This is a genomic window from Pseudomonas sp. NFX15 (genome assembly GCF_049132105.1).
In the GTDB taxonomy this organism is placed as follows: Bacteria; Pseudomonadota; Gammaproteobacteria; order Pseudomonadales; family Pseudomonadaceae; genus Aquipseudomonas.
Map to the genome: position 1 here is coordinate 33,701 of NZ_JAFMPV010000007.1, position 18,896 is coordinate 52,596.

Sequence of the window (18,896 nt, forward strand, 5' to 3'; positions counted from 1 at the left end):
GCAATCGCCAATGACGATTTCCTTGTCACAGCGCCCCTTGAATCTTGTTGAACATCGCGGTGACCGCAGTGGAGATCGGAGTCACGAATGCCACCAACGCAACCGCCACCATCCCGGCGATAAGGGCGTATTCAATACCCGACGCCCCCTCCGTATCCTTGGCGAGGTTTTTATAAAAAACAATCTCGGATTTGACCTTCTGAACCAGCTTGGAAAAAGACATGGCATCTCTCCTGGACGACGCCGGGTGTTGCATGGACGCAACATGATTCCCCAGTGCCAGCACCAGCATTGTCGGCATTTCCCGGCCCAACAACTGTAAATACGCATTAACACTAAAGTATTAACCGTTTCGTTGACGTCAAAAAACCGTGGCTTTTCATCGCAAGATTGCACTTTCGTTAGATATTTTCCCCCGCACTAATGGCGTTTCGCTCTACCTGCGCTACCGTCAAATAGCGAAATAGTTCCATGTTCATAGCTGCCTGATTGCGAAGTTGTCTCGTTGGACTTGACGGGGTTTGCGCAGCAGGAAAGGGAGAGCCTTCATGAACAGCCGTGTCACCTTGGGCCTTGCCGGATTGTTTCTGGTGGGCGCCATCATTGCCGGTTACTGGGGGCTGACGTTGAGCCGTCAACCGGCGCCTGAACCCGTTGCCACCCCTGTCGCCAATGCGTCGGCTGCTCCTGCACCGGCACCGGCAGAAGACCCTGCTCGCCACCCCGTGGTCGTCCTGGTCAACGATGTCGCGCCGTTTGCGCCGATCACCGCCGCCGACGTCACCCTGGAAAAACTGCACACCGTCCCGGCCGGCAGCCTGACCAGCCTCGATCAGGCAATTGGACGCACGCCGTGGCGCACCCTCACGGCCGGCAGCTGGCTCAACGATGAAAGTTTCGAAGCCGGCAGCAAGCTGTCGCGGATGATCCGCCCCGACGAGCGCGCCCTGGCGGTCGCCGTGGACGAAGTGACCAATGCCGGTGGGCAATTGACCCCTGGCGATTATGTCGACGTGCTGCTGTTCCTGCGCATGGATACCCTCAACGTTCAACCCACCGCACAGCTTGTGGTGCCCGCCCTGCGGGTGCTCGGGGTCGGCGAACAACTGGGCCTGACCAACGACGGCCAACCCTCCAGCCCGGCCCGCAGCAACGATGAAAAACTCAAGCAGGATCAACTGCGCGCCACCGCCCGCACGGTCTTGCTCGCCGTGCCCGAACAACTGGTGAGCCGCCTGATGCTCGCCACCCAGGCCGGCACGTTGCGCCTGGCCGTGCGCAGCGCCGATGAGAAACGCCTGGCGCGCTATTGGGCCGGCGACAGCGACTCCGGCGCCAACCTGGCCAATGCCAACCGCGAGTTGCTGCAGTTCAGCCAACTGGCCATGACCGCACCACCCAAACCTGTCGCCACCCACACTGGCGGCGCCCCGCGCAAGTCAGCCGTGGAAGTCATTCGCGGCAACCAGATCACTCAACAAACACCCTGAATCGAGCAAGGACGCCTTTCCATGCGCAGACGTTTTACGTCGTTGTTCAACGGCTTGATCTGGGCCGCTTTGCTCGGCGGCCTGCCAGCCAGTGCGGTGTCGGCAGCCGTGGGAAATTGCGCCGCGCTCGGCCCGTTGCCGGCGGCGCTGGAAGTCGGCGAAGGCTTGCAACAGGAACTGCAATCGCCGGTGGCTGTCACTCGCGTGGCGGTGGGCGATCCGAAAATCGCCGACGTGCGGGTCAACGGAAACCAGTCCTTGCTGCTCACCGGCATGGCCCCCGGCGCTACCAGCCTGATGGTCTGGACCGCCTGCGCCAGCGCCCCGCGCCAGAGCATGGTGTTTGTCCAGGGCCGCGCCACCGCCGCCATGACCAGCGCCAGCAAGTTGCCGTCCGACAGCCCGCTGCTGCCATCGCAGGTGCAGACCGACATCCGCTTCGTCGAAGTCAGCCGCACCAAACTCAAGGAAGCCAGCACTTCGATCTACGGCAAGAATTCGAACTTCCTGTTCGGCTCGCCCGGCACGGTTCCCAACACCGCTGTCACCCCGCGAGTCTTCCCGCTGCGCAACCTCGATCCGCGCATCGCCGTGCCAAGCATTCCGCTGGCCAACGACATGTTCAACATCGTCGCCGGCGGCGGTAACTTCCTGGCCATCATCAATGCCATGGAAAGCAGCGGCTTCGCCTACACCCTGGCGCGGCCCAGCCTGGTGGCGATCAGCGGGCAGAGTGCAAGTTTCCTGGCCGGCGGCGAGATCCCGATTCCGATCCCCAGCGCCAACAGCAACAGCTATTCCATCGAGTACAAGGAATTCGGCATCCGCCTGACGCTGACCCCGACCGTGGTCAGCAACGACCAGATCGCCCTCAAGGTCGCGCCCGAGGTCAGCGAGTTGGACTACAACAACGCGGTGACCATCGGCGGCACCACGGTGCCGGCCTTCACCATCCGCCGCACCGACACCAGCATCTCGCTGGCCGATGGCGAAAGTTTCGTCATCAGCGGTTTGATCAGCACGCAAAACACCTCGCAGGTGGACAAGTTTCCGGGGCTGGGCGACATCCCGATTCTCGGCGCGTTCTTTCGCAGTTCTTCGATCAACCGCGAAGAGCGCGAACTGCTGATGATCGTCACGCCGCACCTGGTGCAACCGTTGGCCGCCAACGCACAACTGCCGTCGCTGCCCGGCGAGCAACTGCGCCACTACGACCCGAACTGGTATCGCCTGTACTTCCTCGAAAACGGCAACTTCGATAAACGCAGCGGGTTATCGCAATGAGCCAGAACCTCAGTCAAACGTTCCTCGCGATCACGCGCAACAGCACCGACCTTGAGTGGCTGCAAGGTGCTCTTGCGCCCTTGGGACAAGTGGTCAGCGCCGGTGGCGGCAGCCTCGACGAACTGCTGGCGCTGGTGGACGTGACGTTCGCCAGCCTGGTGTTCATCGGTCTCGACCGTGACCATGTGGTGGCCCAGAGCGCGTTGATCGAAGGCGCGCTGGAAGCCAAGCCCATGCTGGCGATCGTCGCGCTGGGCGATGGCATGGACAACCAACTGGTCCTCAACGCGATGCGCGCCGGGGCGCGGGATTTCGTCGCCTATGGTTCTCGCTCCAGCGAAGTCGCCGGATTGGTGCGGCGCCTGAGCAAACGCCTGCCCGCCGCCACACCGAACACTCACCTGGGCGGCTTGACCGTGCTGTATGGCGTGCAAAGCAGCGCCGACGGCGCATTGTTGGCCACGCACATGGCGCAAGTGGTGCAAAAGAGTGGCCAGCAAACACTGCTGCTGGACCTGGGTCTGCCCCGTGGCGACAGCCTGGCGCTGCTGGGCCTGGAGAGTTCGTTTCATTTCGGCGATGCCTTGCGCCACTTGCGGCGCCTCGACGCGACGCTGATCGACAGCGCCTTTACCAGTTGCGCCGAAGGCTTGCGCATCCTCGCCTACGCCGTGGGCGACGAACCGCTGGAACACACCAGCGCTGCCGAGTTGTACATGCTGCTCAGCGCCCTGCGCCAACACTTCCAGCACATCGTGGTGAACCTCACCGGGCAGCCCGACAGCGAAGCGTTGCGCACTTTTGTCAGCCATTGCGACAAGCTGCTGTGGTACACCGACCAGAACGTGCTCGACTGCCGGCGTAACCTTGAGGTGCTCAACCTGTGGCGCGAAAAAGGCATGAAGCTCGATCACGCCAGGCTGCTCGTCGACCGCTACCTGCGCAGCGTCGCCCCCGACTCCGACACCCTCGGCAAAAGCTTCGGCATGGAAATCATTGCTACCCTCGCCTACAGCCCTGAAGTCCGGCTCAACGCCAAGAACCAGGGCCTGACCCTCTTTGAACTGGCTCCGCGCGAAGGCCTGACCCAAGGTCTGCGCACCCTCGGCGAATGCTTGGCCAAGCGTTCCGAGGGCCTGGCCAAACCCAAGACCGGCTGGTTCAACCGCCTGCGGGGCGCACAATGAACGGCGAAAAACTCTTTGGCTCACCCCAGCGCGGTGCGGTCGGCAACACCGACCACGAGGGCCTGAAACTCGTACTGCACCGCTACATCATCGACGCGATCGAAGAGTCCGGGAAAAACCTGCTGGAGGGTTCGCGGCAGGTGCTGTCGCAATTCGTGATCGACAAGGTGGCCGAGTACATCGCGCGTTTGCACCTGGCAATTTCCCGCTATGAAATGGAGCGCTTGGCCGAAGAAATCGTCGACGAGCTCACCGGTTTCGGCCCGCTTGAAGTGTTGCTGCGCGATAACGCCGTAACGGAAATCCTGGTCAATGGCCCGCACCGGGTGTTCGTCGAACGCGAGGGTGTGCTGCACCTGAGCGATTTGCGCTTTATCGATTCACATCACGTCGAACGCGTCATGCAACGGATCCTGGCGCCACTGGGGCGACGGCTCGACGAGTCTTCGCCGATGGTCGATGCGCGCCTGCCGGATGGCAGCCGGGTCAACGCGATCATTCCACCTATTGCCCTCGATGGCCCGTGTCTGTCGATCCGCAAATTCCGCCATGACATGCTCAAGAGCACCGACCTGATGGCGATGCAAACCATCGATCAGGCGATCTTCGAGTTCATTCAGGAAGCGGTGGGCAAACGTTGCAACATCCTGATCAGCGGCGGCACCGGCACCGGCAAGACCACACTGCTGAACATTCTCAGCCAGTTGATCAACCCGCACGAGCGCCTGGTCACCATCGAGGACATCGCCGAACTGCAACTGGGCCACCCGCACGTGGTGCGCCTGGAAACCCGTCCACCCAATGCCGAAGGTCATGGGGAGGTGAAGGCCAGCGACCTGATTCGCAACGCCCTGCGGATGCGCCCGGACCGGATTATCCTCGGCGAAATTCGCGGTGTCGAAGTGGTCGATGTATTGACCGCCATGAACACCGGCCACGACGGCTCCATGAGTACCGTACACGCCAACAACGCCCAGGATGCGCTGCTGCGCCTGGAGACCCTGGTGGGCCTGACCGGTCGCAGCATCGCCGAACGCACCCTGCGCCAAATGATCTGCGCCGCGCTCGACGTGGTCATCCAGCTCACGCGCATGCCCGACGGCCGCCGTTGCGTCAGCGAAGTGGTGGAAGTGGTCGGCGTGCGCGACGACGTGTACGTGACCAACACGCTGTTCCGCCTCGACCGCCGCAGCGGTTTCGGCTTCCTGCGCGAGGCGGTCAACCCGGCGGGCGATAAATTGCGCCGCGACTCGGCGCTGTCCCCTTCCACGTACTGAGGCCACGGCATGCTCAAACCGGCGCTGCTCATCCTCGTTTGCCTGATCTTTTTTGGGCTGTCGCTGCGCTTGCTCTACAACGGCTTGCGCCAGAGCGGCACCGAACGGATTCTCGGCCGCCTGAGCCAGGGACAACCGCAACGCGTGGTGCAGAAATCATCCTGGACCGGCCTTGAGCGGGCGTTTCTGCGCGCCGGTCTCGGCCGCCCCACCGAACGCTTGGGCCAATGGCTGGCGTTCTGGGTACTCGGGGTGTTGCTGGGCTTGGTATTGGGTGGCTGGATCGGTGCGCTGCTGCTGTTGCTGGTACCGCCAGCGCTGGTGCGACTGTTCGTCAATTGGCGTTATCAACGACGCCTCAGCCGCATGATCGAACAACTGCCGATGCTGCTCGACCATGCGGTGCGCAGCCTGAAATCCGGGCGCACGTTGTCCGATGCCGTGCTTGGCGCGATCGATGTCGCCGAGGACCCGCTGAAAAATGCCATGGGCCGGATTCAGCGCAATGTACAACTGGGGGTCAGCCTGGCGGATGCCGCTACGGATTTCGCCGAGCTGTATGAAAGAGAAGAACTGCGCCTGTTCGCGCTCGGCTTGAAGGTCAACCATCGTTACGGCGGCAATGCCAGTGAACTGCTGGAAAACCTGATCAAGATGATCCGCGAGCGCGAGCAAGCTTCTCGCCAACTGAAAGCCATGACCGGCGAGACGCGTATCACGGCGGTGGTTCTGGCCCTGCTGCCGGTGACCGTCGCCGGCTATTTCCTGATCACCAATCCCAACTATCTGCTTTCCATGTGGCACGACAGCTCGGGGCAAACCATGCTCGCGAGCGCCTTCGGCTTGCAGGTGATTGGCTGCCTGGCGTTGTGGCGGATGTTGCGAAGCCTATGAATATGAAGCTGCCTTTATTGGTGAGTGCGTTGCTGCTTTTCGGGGCCGGGTTGTTGTTACTCAGCGCCATGCTCGACCAGCGCCGACGGGCGCGCCAGGTGGCCCAGCGACTGGATGGCAAGGCGCCGGGCGACAGCCGTGCCCGACAACTGCTGCACGCCTTGGGCGCCAGTCGCCTGGGGCAACGGTCGGTGAACATGGACAACGAAACCCAGACCCTGCTCAACCGCCTGGGCTGGCGCAGCGTTCGCCAGCGTTCGATGTTCGCCGCGTTGCAGGTGGGTGTGCCGGTGCTGTCGCTGTCCCTGTGCCTGCTGATCCAGGGGCTGTTCTATCCGAATGTGGCGAACCACTGGATCGCCCCGGCCTTCGCTGTCGGTATTGGCTATCTGCTGCCCAAGCGGCTATTGGCCGTCGCCGCGCAACGTCGGCAAAAACAACTGGCCACCGAGACATCGACCTTCATCGCGTTGCTGCGCATTCTCTTTGAATCGGGCATGGCCGTGGAGCAATCGCTGCGTGTGCTGAGCCAGGAAGGCAAGCAGCTACTGCCGACGCTGACCCATGAATTGCGCCTGATCCTGGCCCGCGTCGATTCCGGCCTGGAACTGGGCGAAGAACTGCACAAGACCACCCGCTTGCTCTCGGTCGACGAGTTCACCGACACCTGCGTGATCCTCCAGCAATTGATCCATCAGGGCGGCGGCGCGATGAAATCGCTGCTGGCGCTCAAGCAGTTGCTCGATGACCGGCGCCTGACGCGCCTGCAGGAATACATCTCCAAGATGTCCGCGAAAATGTCCGTCGTGATGATGTTGTTTCTCTTCCCGGCGTTGTTGATTGTCCTGGCCGGCCCGGGCTTCACTGCCCTGTCCCGGGCCTTTGCTTCGTAGAGGGAACCTGATGAAAGCATTGATCGCCGGTTTGGGTTTGCTGTTGTTGAGTGGCTGCGCCAGTAACAGCCAGACGTCCTGGAGTGCCCTGACCAATACTGCCAGTTGCAGCAAGCTGAGTTCCGATGAGCAACTGTCGATGAACCTCGCCGACGACATGGCCAAGGATGGAAAACTGCACGCCAGCCTGGCCAACCTGCAAAACCTGCCGGACAACTTCGCCGACGTTCGCCTGCGCAAGGCCAAGGTCTATCGGCAACTGGGCCGCAGCGAAGCCGAACCGCTTTACCGCAGCCTGCTCGGCAGTTGCCTGGCCGCCGAAGGCGAACATGGGCTGGGGCAACTCGCTGCCGCCAGCGGCGACAACGTCCAGGCCCAGGCCCACCTGCAACGGGCCGCCAACCTGGCACCCACCGATGCGAAAATCCGCAACGACCTGGGGGTGGTGTACCTCAATCAATTACGGGTCGAAGATGCCAAGTTCGAGTTCCTCACCGCCATCGAATTGCAGCAAAGCGATCAACTGGCGGCGGTGAACCTGGTGACCCTGTTGATCTATCAGGACGACTGGAACCGCGCCGCCGAACTGGTCAGCCGCGTTGGCCTGACCCCGGCCCAGGTCACCGAAGCCCAGGCCCGCGCCGAAAAACTCAAGGCCCCGGCCCGGTCTGGCCCGAGCATCGCCGCGCAAGTCGCGGCCGTCTCTCCATCGAGCCTGCCATAGGGAGCGCACCGGATGAAAACCTTCAACCTTATCTGCCTCGGCCTGCTGGCCCTGCCCTTCACCGCCCACGCCATCGACGCCGGCCCGGCCTCGCCGCAACAACAGGAAACCGAAGGCTGGCTGCAATTGCAGGCGCGCAACAAAGCCGCGTCCGACAAACCGCAAACCGCCAGCGCCACCGAGCGGGAGCTGGCCATGCAACGCTGGCTGAAAAGCTTCCAGCACGAGATCCCGCAGTTTTGGGACCAGGACGCCGGGGGCAAGGTCTACAGCGGCGGGTCGGGGGGGTGATGTTGTAGCGAGGGATTACAGCTGTACCCATATTTTGTACACCGCAAAAATCAACTGTAATTGGATGGACTCGCCCAAGCCGAGGCGTCAATGCGCCACGGTGGCAGTCTAAACAGCCAACGACAGCGAGGGCGAGTCCATGAAAAATCATAGTTCGATTCATCAATCCGTGTCTTCTTCTGATTTGTCGGCCTGCACAACCTTGGCAGTCGACCTGGCCAAACAGGTGTTTCAGGTCGCCGCTGAAGAGATCCTCGGCCAGGTGCTCTACCAGCAACGGATCAAGTCGCGCGAGGCGTTTTATGCGTTTCTTCGACAGTTGCCGCCGCATGTCATGGTTTTGATGGAAACCGGTCCGGGTGCCCAAGCCTGGGCCCGGCAGCTGCAAGACCAAGGCAATCCGGTGCGGATTCTTCCAGCCGGTTTGGTGGCCACACATCGCAGCGGGCCTAAAAATGATCGCAACGATGCGCTGGCGATTCTGCGGGCTAATCGCGATGAAAAAATCTGCGCAGTACCGGTCAAAAGCGTTGCGGCGCTGGCAATGCAGGCGCTGCATCGCGCCCGCCAGGGCTATGTGCGTCGACGCACGGCACTCAGTAATCAGATGCGCGGCCTGCTGCTTGAGCACGGCGTAGCCTTGGCGCAGGGCGATGTTGCGATCAGCCAGAAAATCCCGCGGGTGCTGGAAGATGCCACCCAGCCGGTGCCGGGCCTGCTGCGTGAACTGATCGACGAACTGTTGGCCGAGTGGCGCCATTTGGGCGAGCGCATCGGCGTACTGACGGGACGCCTGGAAGTGGCCGCCAACGCCGACATGACGGCGAAGCGGCTAATGACTGTGCGCGGCATCGGCCCAGTCACTGCCACGGCACTGGTGGCCAAGGAAACCAAGCCTGAGCGATTTCCCAATGCCCGCAAGTTTGCCGCGTACTTTGGCATGGTGCCTGACCAGCACAGCAGCGGGGAGACGGTTCGGCTGGGGGGCATGACCAAGCGAGGTGATGCTTATTTACGCAGCCTGATGATCCAGGGAGCCCATGCGGTGCTGCAACAACTACGACCTGATTCACAGCAACCCGATGACCGCCGCTTGTTGCACTGGATGAGCCGGTTGGGCCGTAAGGAGGCTGCGATCAGGCTAGCCAACCGCAACCTGCGAATCGTCTGGGTACTTCTACAGAATGATCAGACTTATCGTCGCCACGCGGGTGATGGCCAGCCAGCGACGATGGGCCACTGAGCGACAGAGTTCTGCCACCGAGGTACTAACCGTCTGACCCTCTGCTGAAAAAAATTGACCCCAGGTAAGACCGGCGTGGATTGATGCCTAAGCTCCTACTGGCCTCCGAGGCCTGACTGTAATGGGCATACCACGAGCTTTTCCAATTTTGGCCAGAAGCCGAAGACGGCTTCCACGAATAGGCCTAATACATAGATGCAACGGGGCAGCGGTTTTTCAAAAGCGGGTAGACAGTGGGGGCGAGTCCATACATAGGAGCTGGCTTGCCAGCGAAGGGGCCGGCACATTCAATATCTGCGTTAACTGACACACCGCCTTCGCTGGCAAGCCAGCTCCTACAGGGGATCGAAGGTGTAAAACCGATGTATGTCTGGGCAAAAATCAACTGTAGGAGCTGGCTTGCCAGCGAACGGGCCGGCACATTCAACATCTGCGTTAACTGACACACCGCCTTCGCTGGCAAGCCAGCTCCTACAAGGGATTGAGGGTGTACACCGATATGTGTCTGGCAAAAATCAACTGTAGGAGCTGGCTTGCCAGCGAAGGGGCCGGCACATTCAATATCGATGTCGGCTGACCCTGAGAAATCAGTGCGCGTTCACACGCTGACGCATTCCGGAACTGTTCGGCGACAACGCCAAGGCTAACTGCGTGCGGTTATGCATGTGCGTCAGGCGCAACACCTGCGACACATACAGTTTCACCGTGTTCTCGGTAATCCCCAACTCACAGGCGATCTGATAATTGGTCTGGCCCTTGCCCACCAGCCGCGCCACATCCAGTTGCCGGGGTGACAACTGATTGAAAATGGCCGGGATCTCCACCGTATCAGCACCCGCATCGCCGCGGTTACCGGCATCCGCCGATTGCGGGCCGCGCCGGACTTTGTCGAGGTCCTGGTAGAGGTCATCGATCGATTCGGAAAGGTATTGCAGCTTCTGATTCAAGTGCCCGAGCTGCAGGTTCTTGTGTTTCTCCTGCAACGCCACTTCCTGGCGCTGCAAGCCTTCAAGCAATTCATCCAGGTCGATAGGCTTCTGGTAATAGTCGGCAACCCCGGCACGCAGTGCCTTGATCACGTCCTGCTTGTCAGCGCAGCCAGTCAGCATGATCGCTTCGAACGCCCGGTGCTTACCCGACAGCCGTTGCAGCTCCTGCATCAACTCGATGCCATCCATCCCGGGCATGTGCAGGTCCAGCAGCACCAAACCGATATCGAGGTCTTCGTTGAAACGGTCGATCGCCTGATGACCCGACTCGCAAGGAACACATCGGTAACCCTTGCCCTCGAGAAATTCGCAAAGCTCTTCAACGATCAACGGCGCATCGTCGACCACAAGGACTTTTACCGCAGAAGTAAACTTGCTCACGTGTAACTCCCTGTCAGGTCAAAGGTTGACCCGTCCCTCACCGACAGCCACCGGCCATACAACGTACAGACTGAAAAGTAGACGGTGTTTGCAGCTCTGTCATATCAGGACCAACCAGTGGAGCCAGGCCAACGTCAGCATCAGCCCCACCAGTACGAACGGCGCAAAGGGCTGTTTCTTTGACATTTCAGGCGCCATATAAAAAAGATGGCTTCTAAGTCCTTGACTCATATGCAGCCAGACTCTTGGCGCCAGCAACAGCCAGAAAACACTCGCCAATCCGGCGCCGATAAACGTGCCAAGAAGGTGCATACCGTCTGTCGCAAGCCCCAGGGTGGCCATGAGTTTCACGTCGCCGCCGCCCAATCGCCGCATCGAGTAACCAGGCAACGTAAAGCCCAGGGCCAGCAACAGCGCCCAGCCGCCCTGTTGCGCCTCGGCGCCCAGCCAAGTGGTGCCGGACCACAGCAACCACAGCAGGGCCAACGCGCCGCCACCCAGGGTCAGGGCATTGGCGATGTGCCGATGCCGGGCATCCTGCGCCGCGCACAGCGCCAGCCAGATCAGAAGAACAACGCTCTGCATGCGGTAAAAACCGTCCGTTTTGGCGGAATGATTCTATGCTGACATTACTCAGTGTTGGTCAGGGTAGACGCACTCATGAAAGCCAGCCTCCCCCACAAACAAAAAGGCGCCGCCGCGATCGAGTTCGCCCTGGTGTTCATCATTTTCTTTGCGGTGTTCTACGGCATTGTCAGCTACTGCGTGCCACTGCTGTTGATGCAGTCCTTCAACCGTTCGACCGCCGAAGCCGTGCGCCGCAGCGTCGCGCTGGACCCGGCAACTCCCGGTTATGCCGCTGCGCTGACCACCCTTGCGACCACAGAACTGGGCAATCAATTGACCTGGATTCCGCCAGCGCTGAATTTCAATGTCGCCACCGATGCCACTGTCGCCTTCAGTAACGGCTTGCTGACCGTGAGCATCCATTACCCGAGCAACAAGATCGGCGCGGTCATTCCATTCTTGAACCTGCCCGGTGTCGGCCAGGTGCCGAATCTGCCGGCGACCCTCACGGCCAGTTCGAGCCTGCAATTTTGAGCGCCGGTGACAAACTGTTCGGGCGCCTGCTCAACCGTCATCCGCCATTACCGCCGGCCCTGCAAGAAGCGCCGCGGGTGCACAGTTTCGGTTTGCAGATACAGCTCGATGCCGAGGGCCGTGTCGTTCAACTGAGCGGTCCGCTGCGGCATCTGCTGGCCCAGCAAACGCCCGGCGCACAAACACCGTTGCTGCCGGATCTGCTGTTGCCCCACAGCTGCCTGGTGGTCGAAGGCGTGCCGGCGCACTGGCAAGGACAAACCCTGGACCTGGACTTCTACAGCCTCAACGGTCCGCCCCTGCATTTGCGCGGCTGGGTCCAGCCCCTGGCCGATGCCTGGCTGTTGCAGATGCTCGACATCGGCGACTTGCTGCTTGAGCGCCGGCAGGCGCGCATCCGTGAACACTGCCAGTTGATGACCTTGCAAATGGCCGAACAGTTGCGGCTGTGCAGCCTGGCACGTGTGCCCGAGGTGCTGGCCGAGCAACTGCAACGCCTGGCGCAGCGCTTTCAGGTGCCGTGCATGGCCCTGGCCTTGCTCGACGAGCAGGAACAGGGTTGGCAAATTCACCAACACTACGCCGCCCACGATGCGCCGCAGTTGTGGCACAACGGCCAACGCCTGGGCACCGGCCTGGACAGTTTGAGCGGCTCGGCGCCGCAGCACCTGACCCTGCGCGACCATCCGCGCCTGCAAGGCACGTTCGGCAATACCGATGGCTTCGCCGTGCCTTATCACGATGCGCAAGGGGTGGTGGCCTGGTTGTTGTGTGGCTTCTACACCGCGCCGCAACGCGCCCCCGACGTCACCGATCGCGACTGGCTGCAACTCACCGCTGCGCTGGCCAGCCCCTTGCTCGAACGCCTGCGCGAGCACCGGCATCAGCTGCAACTGGAGCGCCTGGATTCGCTGCAAGCCTTGCTGGGCACAGGCTGGTGGGAGATTTCCAGCGACAGCGACGACGTGCAATTGGCACCGGCGCTGGCAGCGACCCTGAACCTTGGCAGCTCGCATTTGTCGGTGCAGGCTTGGCTCGATCAGGTGTATCCCGCCGACCGCGAAGAACTGCGTATTCGCCTGCAGGACTTACAGCAAGCGAGCACACCACTGTTGCTGTGCGTGCGCCTGTATCGACCCGAAGAGGGGCCCGAACCGATCTGGTTTCGCCTGCAAGGCCAGGCCCTGGGCATGGGAAACAACCGTCGACTGGTGGGCTTCATGCTCGACATCAGCGACATCAAGAACCAGGAACAGAACGCCGCCGCGGCCCATGCGCGACTGGACAACCTGATCGCCAGCTCACCCGCCGTGATTTACGTGCAGCGCTATGACGAAGGTGCATTGCATCCGGTGTTTTTCAGCGACAGCCTGTTGCCGCTGCTGGGTTGGACCCTTGCCGATTGCGCCCCCGGCACGCTGGTGGAGCGGGTGCACCCCGACGACCGCCCGCAGTATTTCGAACGCACCCGACAGCTGCTGCGCGAGGGTTCGGTGCGCGCCCGTTATCGCTTGCGCGACAGCCGCGGCGACTATCACTGGCTGCTCGATGAAGCCAAGCTGTTGCGCGACGACGTCGGCATGCCGGTGGAAGCCGTGGGCCTGTGGCTGGACGTCACCGAGGCGACCCTGGCTGCCGAACAGGTCAGGCAAAGTGAGGAACGCTACCGGATCCTGGTGGAAGACTCGCCGGCGATGATCTGTCGCTACCAGCCGGACCTGACCCTGACCTTCGGCAACCGACCTTTGGCCACCTATCTGGAACTGCCCCCCGAGCAACTGCCGGGGGTGAACCTCGGGAGCTGGATGTCCGCCGAACAGCGCGTGGCGTTCAGCCAACGCTTGAGCCAGTTGAGCCCCGAGTTTCCGGTCAGCACCGCCGAGATCAACCTGCAACTGCCCGGCCGCGAACACGCCTGGTGGGTGTGGTCCGACCGTGGCGTGTTCGACGAACAAGGCCAGTTGCTCGAAGTCCAGGCCGTGGGCCGCGACAACACCGAAGTGCGACGTTCGCAACAGCAGCTGACGCAAAGCGCAAAAATGGCCACCCTCGGCGAAATGGCCACCGGCCTGGCCCACGAGATCAACCAGCCGCTGAACGTCATGCGCATGGCCATCGTCAATGTGCTCAAGCGCCTGAACAACGGTGACGCGCAGGTCGACTACCTGATCGACAAACTCACGCGCATCGACTCCCAGGTAAAGCGCGCCGCGCGGGTGGTGGACCACATGCGGGTGTTCGGCCGCCGTTCGGAAATCGAGCAGCAACCGTTCAACCCGACGCAAGCCATCGAAGGCACGCTGTCGCTGCTGTCCGAGGGCATGCGCGGCAAAGGCGTCGACCTGCGGATCAGCGAGACCGGTTTTGAAGTGCAGGTGCGTGGTTACGTCGATCAACTGGAACAGGTGCTGATCAACCTGATGGTCAACGCTCGGGATGCGCTGTTGGGTAAACGTGAAAAACAAACCGATTTCAAACCGTGGATTTCACTGTATACCGAACGGGATACGCACTCGGTACGCCTGTGGGTCGAGGACAACGGCGGCGGTATCGACCCGCGTTTGCTGGAGCGGATTTTCGAGCCGTTCTTCACCACTAAACCGGTGGGCGTCGGCACCGGCCTGGGCTTGTCGGTGAGCTACGGCATCGTCGAAAACATGGGCGGCAAGCTGAGCGTGAGGAACTCCACCGTGGGCGCGCGGTTTTGTATCGAACTGCCGATCGTGTTGGCGGACTAGATCACCAGGGAGGGGCGTCCCGGCGGTTTGCAACTGAGGTTGGCCCCGACGTCGACCTTGTTCAGTGTGATGCCGAGGTTGGCCAGCAGATTGTCGAGGATTGGATCGAGCAACGGCGCGAGCAACGTCTGCAAAGCCGACCCCAAGGTACTTTGGACACCGTCAAGCGCGCCCGCCACAACCACCATCAAACCACCCAACAGGCTCGAACCCGTTGGTTGATAAGCCTGCACCTGGATCCCGCTCAGGGTGGTTTTCAGGCTATTGACGATCCCTTGCGTGCCCAGGCTGTAGTACAGCGGTGGCTGCTTGATTTCCGGTGGCTGGTTGTAGACATGGGTGCTTTGCGTGCTGGCCACTGACGTGTCGACCTTGATCCCCAGGCCGCCGCCATAGAACGGCACGCGGCTGCTCGGGTTGCAAAATCCAAGGAAGCAACTGACCTTGCCGATATCAATCAACGCCAGGGGTTGGACGCTGACGTCGGCCGCGGAAGAAAAGGCGTTGGTGGTATCGATCTTGCCGACCTTGAGTTTTACCAGCGACGTGTTGGTCTGGGTGGCCAGGGTTTTGGTGGCATCGCTGACGCAGGTGTAGCCGGTGACATGGCTATCGGCGGCCGCCGCTTCCAGAAGGATGTCGACGCTCGGTGTCGGCAGGATTTTCAAGTCGGTCTTGTCGCAGGAACCAGTCAATGTACACAACAGTGACGTCACCGTACCGGCCAGGTTCAGGTGCAACAGATTGTTCAACGTATCCGTCAGCCCACTGACCAGCGTATTGCTGGCAATCGCGCTGACCAGCCCCGTGACGGTCGACAGCACCGGCAAATTGAGCGACAGCACCGTACGCACCTGCGCCGTGCGCACATAAATCCGGTTGGGATCATTGAGCTGGCCATTCACCAGCGCCGGGTTGCCGATGGCCGACAGCTGCGGCGGCTCGATAACCTTGACCTTGACCACGCCGTTGACCAGGCCCGGAATGCTCAGGGGGATGTTGGCGACGGCGGCGTTCTGGCTGTTGGCCAACTGGATGAAGGCTTCGACCAGTTGAAACACCTGCACATTGGTGTTGAGGGCCGATGAAACCGCACCCGTTTGCAGTTGCAGCAGTTTCCCCAGCACGATGGACGTACCACCCGCCGCGGCCTTGAGGTTGGTCAGGCCGGTGATGGTCGCACTGGTGGTTGTGCCACCCGCCTGAAGCACGGTGATGGCCGTGTTCAGCAATTGGGTCAGGCCGATGTTGGTGTTGAGTAACTGGGTGTAGTTGCCTGCGCCGGCATTGACATCAATGGCCAGTTGATTGAGGTAGCTCAGCAGGCTGATCTGGGTATCGACCAACCCCTGCCAGCCGGCGACACTCAGGTTCAGGCTGCCGCCGAGCATCTGCCCCAACAGCAGGTTCAGGGCCGCTGACTTGCTGGAGTCGACCACCAGCGCCGTGCTGCCGATGGTCAACATCGCCAGCGGTGGTAGCACCGCGGGGGCGCTGACCGCCGTCGCCGTCAGCTGGGTGGTCAGGCTGACCGGGCCGGGCCCCATCAGCGCATAGATGCCGGCTGCCACGCTGGTCTGCACGGTGTGGGTGGCGATCACCCGAATCGCCTCTTTTTTGCTGGCATCGACCGCGAAGGTGCGAAGGTTGTTGGCCCCGGTCTGCAACGAGCCACAGGTCGTGTTCAGGGTCATGCTGTCGGCGGCGTTGTAGCCGTTTCGGGAGGCGCTGGCCAAAGCATAAGTCGGCGCAGTGACGGCCGGGGTCAGGCAATCGCCACTGCGGCTGACAGCCTCCAATGCCGCCACGTCGGCGATGCGCTGCAAACTGCGCTGCTCCAGGTACAGCCGGCCGGTGTCGACCACCAGCAACATGAATCCCAGGGCCACGGTCAGGGTCACGGCGGCCATCAAGCCGATCGCCCCCCGTTGCCGGGCCGGGCCGCAAAATTGCAGGCGGGGAGACATGGCGCACTCCTTTGCCGGCGCACAGCCGGGCGCAACCTCCATTGGTGAACAGCAGTGTAGACAAGGCTGGCGGTGACTGCTGGCAACGCGCCACTTCAGGCAATAAAAAACCTGTAGGCGTTCTAGCGGGGTGGGTAGTTAGCCAGGATTCGCGTGACGGTTTCGAGGATCGCATCGCGACGGTCCGATGGCTCGGGGGTGCGGGTGAGGATCTGTTCGTCGCTGCCGCGCCACACCAGCTTGCCGTCCTTGCCGTCGAGCAGGTCGATCTGGATGGTCGCGACCTTGTAGCTGACGTTGCGGGTTTCGTTGTACATCGGAGCGCCGTAATAGCCATTCCACGGGTTGCCCCAGCCACCGCCGTAGTTGGTGGTGACCTGTTGCTGGCGTTCTTCGATCACCAGGTAGGTCTGCACATGCAAGTCAGTCTTGGCACCGGCGGCAGCCGGGCGCAGGCCGCGCTGATCCAGCTGATCGGCGACTGCCTGGCGGATGCGTTGTTCGGTCAAATCGCTCTTGATCCGGGGATCATCGGGACGGTATTGCAGGGCGGGCTCTTGCCAGGCCCAGCTGTGATAAGCGGCGAAGTCACGGCTGGCGTCGTAGTCATGATTGACCTGGTTGGCGGCACAGGCGCTGAGCAGTGCCGCCACTGCGAGTAAAACAAAACGGCGGAACATGATGGTTCTCCTGCGCAATGCTTCTTATCTGCAAGAAGCTAACTGGGAGGATACGCCGACATGGCCTTTTCCACAGCCTCGCGCATCGCATCGGCGCGTTTGCTTTCGCTGCCGCCGCTGGCGGTTTCCGCGCTCGCGCTCCACACTGGCTGACCGCTTTGGGCATCGAACATATTCACCTGCACCACCAGCACCTGCTCCTGATACGTGCGCACGATCGGCACCGTGGCATAGCCGCCATAACCCGGGCCGTAGCCGTTGTAGCCGCCATATCCGCCGCCGTAATAGTCGTCCTGTACCTGACGGATACGGGTTTCCATGCGCAGGTCGGCACTGACCAAAACATCGGCCGGGCGGTTATCGTGCAGCGGACGCAAGCCGCGTTGATCCAGCGCATTGCTGACCACTTCGGCAACCTGCGCCGAGTCCGCCCAGACCGTGCCCGGTGGCAAGTGCCCGTCGAGCCAGGCCCAACTGCGGTACTTGCCGTAGTCACGCGGCGCCGCCGGATAAGCACTGCGGTCAAAGGTCTTGGCCGCCTGGGGCGGTGCCGGTGGCATGGGATTGGACGTGGCGACATACGGATTGCTGGCCTGACACGCGGCCAACCCCAGGCAGAACACCAATACACCTGAATGACTTTTCATTTCGTGCTCCGATCAGACAGGCCGGCAAATCCAGTGCAGGTAACGCCCAAGCCCGGCAAAGCTGGGGTGACGGCGGTGGGCCAGTTCCATTTCCAGCAGGTCCACCAGTTCGGCGCGGGCCTGGAATTCCACCGGCATGTAATCGTGAAAAACCCGCACGCCGCTCTGGCTTTCGACCTGCCACAGACCCTCAAGTTGCGCCGCCAATTCCCGTGGATCAAGGGGTTGCTGCGGTGTCAGGCTTTGCTTTTCGCCGGCCATGTCGTTCTTGCGCATCTTGCGAAAGTGACCCTTGAGCAGGTTGCGGTAAATCAGCGCGTCACGGTTGTAGAACGCCAGGGACAGCCAGCCGTCGGCCTTGGTCAGTTGATGCAGCACCGGCAGGATCGCGTGCGGTTCGGCCAGCCATTCCAGCACGGCGTGGCACAGCACCAGGTCGTAGGGTTCGGTGAGCTGGCCAAGCAGTTCCTGCCAGGGTGCCTGGATGAACGTAGCGCTCTGCCCGGCTTCGGCAAAGCGCTGACGGGCGCCTTCGAGCATCGGTTCGGCCGGCTCGGCGAGAGTCACCTGATGGCCACGCTCGGCCAGCCACAACGACATGTGGCCAAGGCCGGCGCCGATGTCCAGCACACGCAACGGTCGGTCAGGCAAGGTTTCGGCGAGGTCCGCCTGCAACACCGCCAGACGGATCGCGCCTTTGGCCCCGCCGTAGATTTTTTCGGCGAAACGGGTCGCCAGTTGATCGAAATGACGGTCGCTCATCAGCTGAACCTCCGTTCGCTGTCCGCCAGTTTGCTGCGTACCACTTGTTCCATGTCCAGCCCCAACTCACTGCACAGCAGCAACAGATAAAGCACGATGTCGCCCACTTCCTGCCCGGCATGGGCCAGTTGGTCCACCGGCAACTGGCGCGACTGGTCTTCGGTCAGCCACTGGAAAATCTCCACCAGCTCGGACATTTCCACGCTGGCGGCCATGGCCAGGTTTTTCGGACTGTGAAATTGCCGCCAGTCATTGCGGTCACGGATGGCGTGCAGGCGTTCGGTCAGTTCAACAAGGTTCATCGGGCTCTCCTGAAGGCGTATAGCTTCGGGGGGATGACCGAGGATG

At 61.7% G+C, this 18,896-nt stretch carries 19 protein-coding genes; 11 read left to right on the forward strand and 8 right to left on the reverse strand.

Annotated features, from left to right (window positions below; all coding sequences use genetic code 11):
• Positions 1-25: 25 nt before the first annotated feature.
• Positions 26-223: a Flp family type IVb pilin gene (locus J1D76_RS09885; RefSeq protein ID WP_421138130.1), complete on the reverse strand. Its 198-nt coding sequence runs from the start codon at positions 221-223 to the stop codon at positions 26-28.
• Positions 224-548: 325 nt separating this feature from the next.
• On the opposite strand from J1D76_RS09885, the gene cpaB reads away from it, so the two are divergent.
• The 9 genes from cpaB (at position 549) to J1D76_RS09930 (ending at position 9,283) form a co-directional block, all read left to right on the forward strand.
• Complete coding sequence (cpaB, locus tag J1D76_RS09890) at positions 549-1,490, forward strand: Flp pilus assembly protein CpaB (protein ID WP_421138131.1); 942 nt, start codon at positions 549-551, stop codon at positions 1,488-1,490.
• A gap of 21 nt (positions 1,491-1,511) precedes the next feature.
• On the forward strand, positions 1,512-2,774 hold the full coding sequence (locus J1D76_RS09895) for a type II and III secretion system protein family protein (RefSeq protein WP_421138132.1): 1,263 nt from the start codon (positions 1,512-1,514) through the stop codon (positions 2,772-2,774).
• Positions 2,771-3,961, forward strand: coding sequence for an AAA family ATPase (locus J1D76_RS09900; RefSeq protein ID WP_421138133.1), 1,191 nt, complete (start codon positions 2,771-2,773; stop codon positions 3,959-3,961). Before J1D76_RS09895 ends, J1D76_RS09900 begins: the two co-directional genes overlap by 4 nt.
• Positions 3,958-5,238: a CpaF family protein gene (locus J1D76_RS09905; RefSeq protein ID WP_421138134.1), complete on the forward strand. Its 1,281-nt coding sequence runs from the start codon at positions 3,958-3,960 to the stop codon at positions 5,236-5,238. The genes J1D76_RS09900 and J1D76_RS09905 overlap by 4 nt, the downstream gene beginning before the upstream one ends.
• A gap of 9 nt (positions 5,239-5,247) precedes the next feature.
• A complete protein-coding gene (locus tag J1D76_RS09910; protein WP_421138135.1) occupies positions 5,248-6,132 on the forward strand; it encodes a type II secretion system F family protein in 885 nt (294 codons plus the stop codon).
• A gap of 2 nt (positions 6,133-6,134) precedes the next feature.
• Positions 6,135-7,025 (forward strand): type II secretion system F family protein, encoded by an 891-nt coding sequence (locus J1D76_RS09915; RefSeq protein WP_421138136.1) that lies wholly within the window; start codon positions 6,135-6,137, stop codon positions 7,023-7,025.
• Positions 7,026-7,035: 10 nt separating this feature from the next.
• Positions 7,036-7,749, forward strand: coding sequence for a hypothetical protein (locus tag J1D76_RS09920; RefSeq protein ID WP_421138137.1), 714 nt, complete (start codon positions 7,036-7,038; stop codon positions 7,747-7,749).
• 12 nt (positions 7,750-7,761) lie between these two features.
• On the forward strand, positions 7,762-8,040 hold the full coding sequence (locus J1D76_RS09925) for a DUF3613 domain-containing protein (protein WP_421138138.1): 279 nt from the start codon (positions 7,762-7,764) through the stop codon (positions 8,038-8,040).
• A 184-nt stretch (positions 8,041-8,224) separates the two neighbouring features.
• Positions 8,225-9,283 (forward strand): IS110 family transposase, encoded by a 1,059-nt coding sequence (locus J1D76_RS09930; RefSeq protein ID WP_421138336.1) that lies wholly within the window; start codon positions 8,225-8,227, stop codon positions 9,281-9,283.
• Positions 9,284-9,870: 587 nt separating this feature from the next.
• Here the strand turns inward: J1D76_RS09930 and J1D76_RS09935 are convergent.
• Both J1D76_RS09935 and J1D76_RS09940 read right to left on the reverse strand, forming a co-directional pair.
• Positions 9,871-10,653 carry a response regulator transcription factor gene (locus tag J1D76_RS09935; protein WP_421138139.1) on the reverse strand — a complete coding sequence of 261 codons (783 nt, stop codon included), beginning with the start codon at positions 10,651-10,653 and terminating at the stop codon, positions 9,871-9,873.
• 99 nt (positions 10,654-10,752) lie between these two features.
• Complete coding sequence (locus tag J1D76_RS09940; protein ID WP_421138140.1) at positions 10,753-11,238, reverse strand: prepilin peptidase; 486 nt, start codon at positions 11,236-11,238, stop codon at positions 10,753-10,755.
• Positions 11,239-11,313: 75 nt separating this feature from the next.
• Here J1D76_RS09940 and J1D76_RS09945 point away from each other — a divergent pair, with 75 nt between their 5' ends.
• Both J1D76_RS09945 and J1D76_RS09950 read left to right on the forward strand, forming a co-directional pair.
• Positions 11,314-11,754, forward strand: a complete 441-nt coding sequence (locus tag J1D76_RS09945; protein ID WP_421138141.1) for a TadE/TadG family type IV pilus assembly protein — start codon at positions 11,314-11,316, stop codon at positions 11,752-11,754.
• Positions 11,751-14,492 carry an ATP-binding protein gene (locus tag J1D76_RS09950; RefSeq protein ID WP_421138142.1) on the forward strand — a complete coding sequence of 914 codons (2,742 nt, stop codon included), beginning with the start codon at positions 11,751-11,753 and terminating at the stop codon, positions 14,490-14,492. The genes J1D76_RS09945 and J1D76_RS09950 overlap by 4 nt, the downstream gene beginning before the upstream one ends.
• Here J1D76_RS09950 and J1D76_RS09955 read toward each other — a convergent pair.
• The 5 genes from J1D76_RS09955 to J1D76_RS09975 form a co-directional block, all read right to left on the reverse strand.
• Positions 14,489-16,459, reverse strand: coding sequence for a pilus assembly protein TadG-related protein (locus J1D76_RS09955; protein ID WP_421138143.1), 1,971 nt, complete (start codon positions 16,457-16,459; stop codon positions 14,489-14,491). The genes J1D76_RS09950 and J1D76_RS09955 overlap by 4 nt on opposite strands.
• A gap of 122 nt (positions 16,460-16,581) precedes the next feature.
• Positions 16,582-17,139: a DUF4136 domain-containing protein gene (locus tag J1D76_RS09960; RefSeq protein ID WP_421138144.1), complete on the reverse strand. Its 558-nt coding sequence runs from the start codon at positions 17,137-17,139 to the stop codon at positions 16,582-16,584.
• A 38-nt stretch (positions 17,140-17,177) separates the two neighbouring features.
• The gene (locus J1D76_RS09965) at positions 17,178-17,786 is read right to left on the reverse strand and encodes a DUF4136 domain-containing protein (protein WP_421138145.1); all 609 of its coding nucleotides are present in this window, start codon (positions 17,784-17,786) and stop codon (positions 17,178-17,180) included.
• A gap of 12 nt (positions 17,787-17,798) precedes the next feature.
• A complete protein-coding gene (locus J1D76_RS09970; RefSeq protein WP_421138146.1) occupies positions 17,799-18,548 on the reverse strand; it encodes a methyltransferase domain-containing protein in 750 nt (249 codons plus the stop codon).
• Positions 18,548-18,850, reverse strand: coding sequence for a MazG-like family protein (locus J1D76_RS09975; RefSeq protein WP_421138147.1), 303 nt, complete (start codon positions 18,848-18,850; stop codon positions 18,548-18,550). The genes J1D76_RS09970 and J1D76_RS09975 overlap by 1 nt, the downstream gene beginning before the upstream one ends.
• Positions 18,851-18,896 lie beyond the last annotated feature (46 nt).

Excerpts from the sequence above, each read along its gene's own strand:
- J1D76_RS09885 (WP_421138130.1), bottom strand. The coding sequence starts at position 223 with ATGTCTTTTTCCAAGCTGGTTCAGAAGGTCAAATCCGAGATTGTTTTT.
- cpaB (WP_421138131.1), top strand. The coding sequence starts at position 549 with ATGAACAGCCGTGTCACCTTGGGCCTTGCCGGATTGTTTCTGGTGGGC.
- J1D76_RS09895 (WP_421138132.1), top strand. The coding sequence starts at position 1,512 with ATGCGCAGACGTTTTACGTCGTTGTTCAACGGCTTGATCTGGGCCGCT.
- J1D76_RS09900 (WP_421138133.1), top strand. The coding sequence starts at position 2,771 with ATGAGCCAGAACCTCAGTCAAACGTTCCTCGCGATCACGCGCAACAGC.
- J1D76_RS09905 (WP_421138134.1), top strand. The coding sequence starts at position 3,958 with ATGAACGGCGAAAAACTCTTTGGCTCACCCCAGCGCGGTGCGGTCGGC.
- J1D76_RS09910 (WP_421138135.1), top strand. The coding sequence starts at position 5,248 with ATGCTCAAACCGGCGCTGCTCATCCTCGTTTGCCTGATCTTTTTTGGG.
- J1D76_RS09915 (WP_421138136.1), top strand. The coding sequence starts at position 6,135 with ATGAAGCTGCCTTTATTGGTGAGTGCGTTGCTGCTTTTCGGGGCCGGG.
- J1D76_RS09920 (WP_421138137.1), top strand. The coding sequence starts at position 7,036 with ATGAAAGCATTGATCGCCGGTTTGGGTTTGCTGTTGTTGAGTGGCTGC.
- J1D76_RS09925 (WP_421138138.1), top strand. The coding sequence starts at position 7,762 with ATGAAAACCTTCAACCTTATCTGCCTCGGCCTGCTGGCCCTGCCCTTC.
- J1D76_RS09940 (WP_421138140.1), bottom strand. The coding sequence starts at position 11,238 with ATGCAGAGCGTTGTTCTTCTGATCTGGCTGGCGCTGTGCGCGGCGCAG.
- J1D76_RS09945 (WP_421138141.1), top strand. The coding sequence starts at position 11,314 with ATGAAAGCCAGCCTCCCCCACAAACAAAAAGGCGCCGCCGCGATCGAG.
- J1D76_RS09955 (WP_421138143.1), bottom strand. The coding sequence starts at position 16,459 with ATGTCTCCCCGCCTGCAATTTTGCGGCCCGGCCCGGCAACGGGGGGCG.
- J1D76_RS09960 (WP_421138144.1), bottom strand. The coding sequence starts at position 17,139 with ATGTTCCGCCGTTTTGTTTTACTCGCAGTGGCGGCACTGCTCAGCGCC.
- J1D76_RS09965 (WP_421138145.1), bottom strand. The coding sequence starts at position 17,786 with ATGAAAAGTCATTCAGGTGTATTGGTGTTCTGCCTGGGGTTGGCCGCG.
- J1D76_RS09970 (WP_421138146.1), bottom strand. The coding sequence starts at position 18,548 with ATGAGCGACCGTCATTTCGATCAACTGGCGACCCGTTTCGCCGAAAAA.
- J1D76_RS09975 (WP_421138147.1), bottom strand. The coding sequence starts at position 18,850 with ATGAACCTTGTTGAACTGACCGAACGCCTGCACGCCATCCGTGACCGC.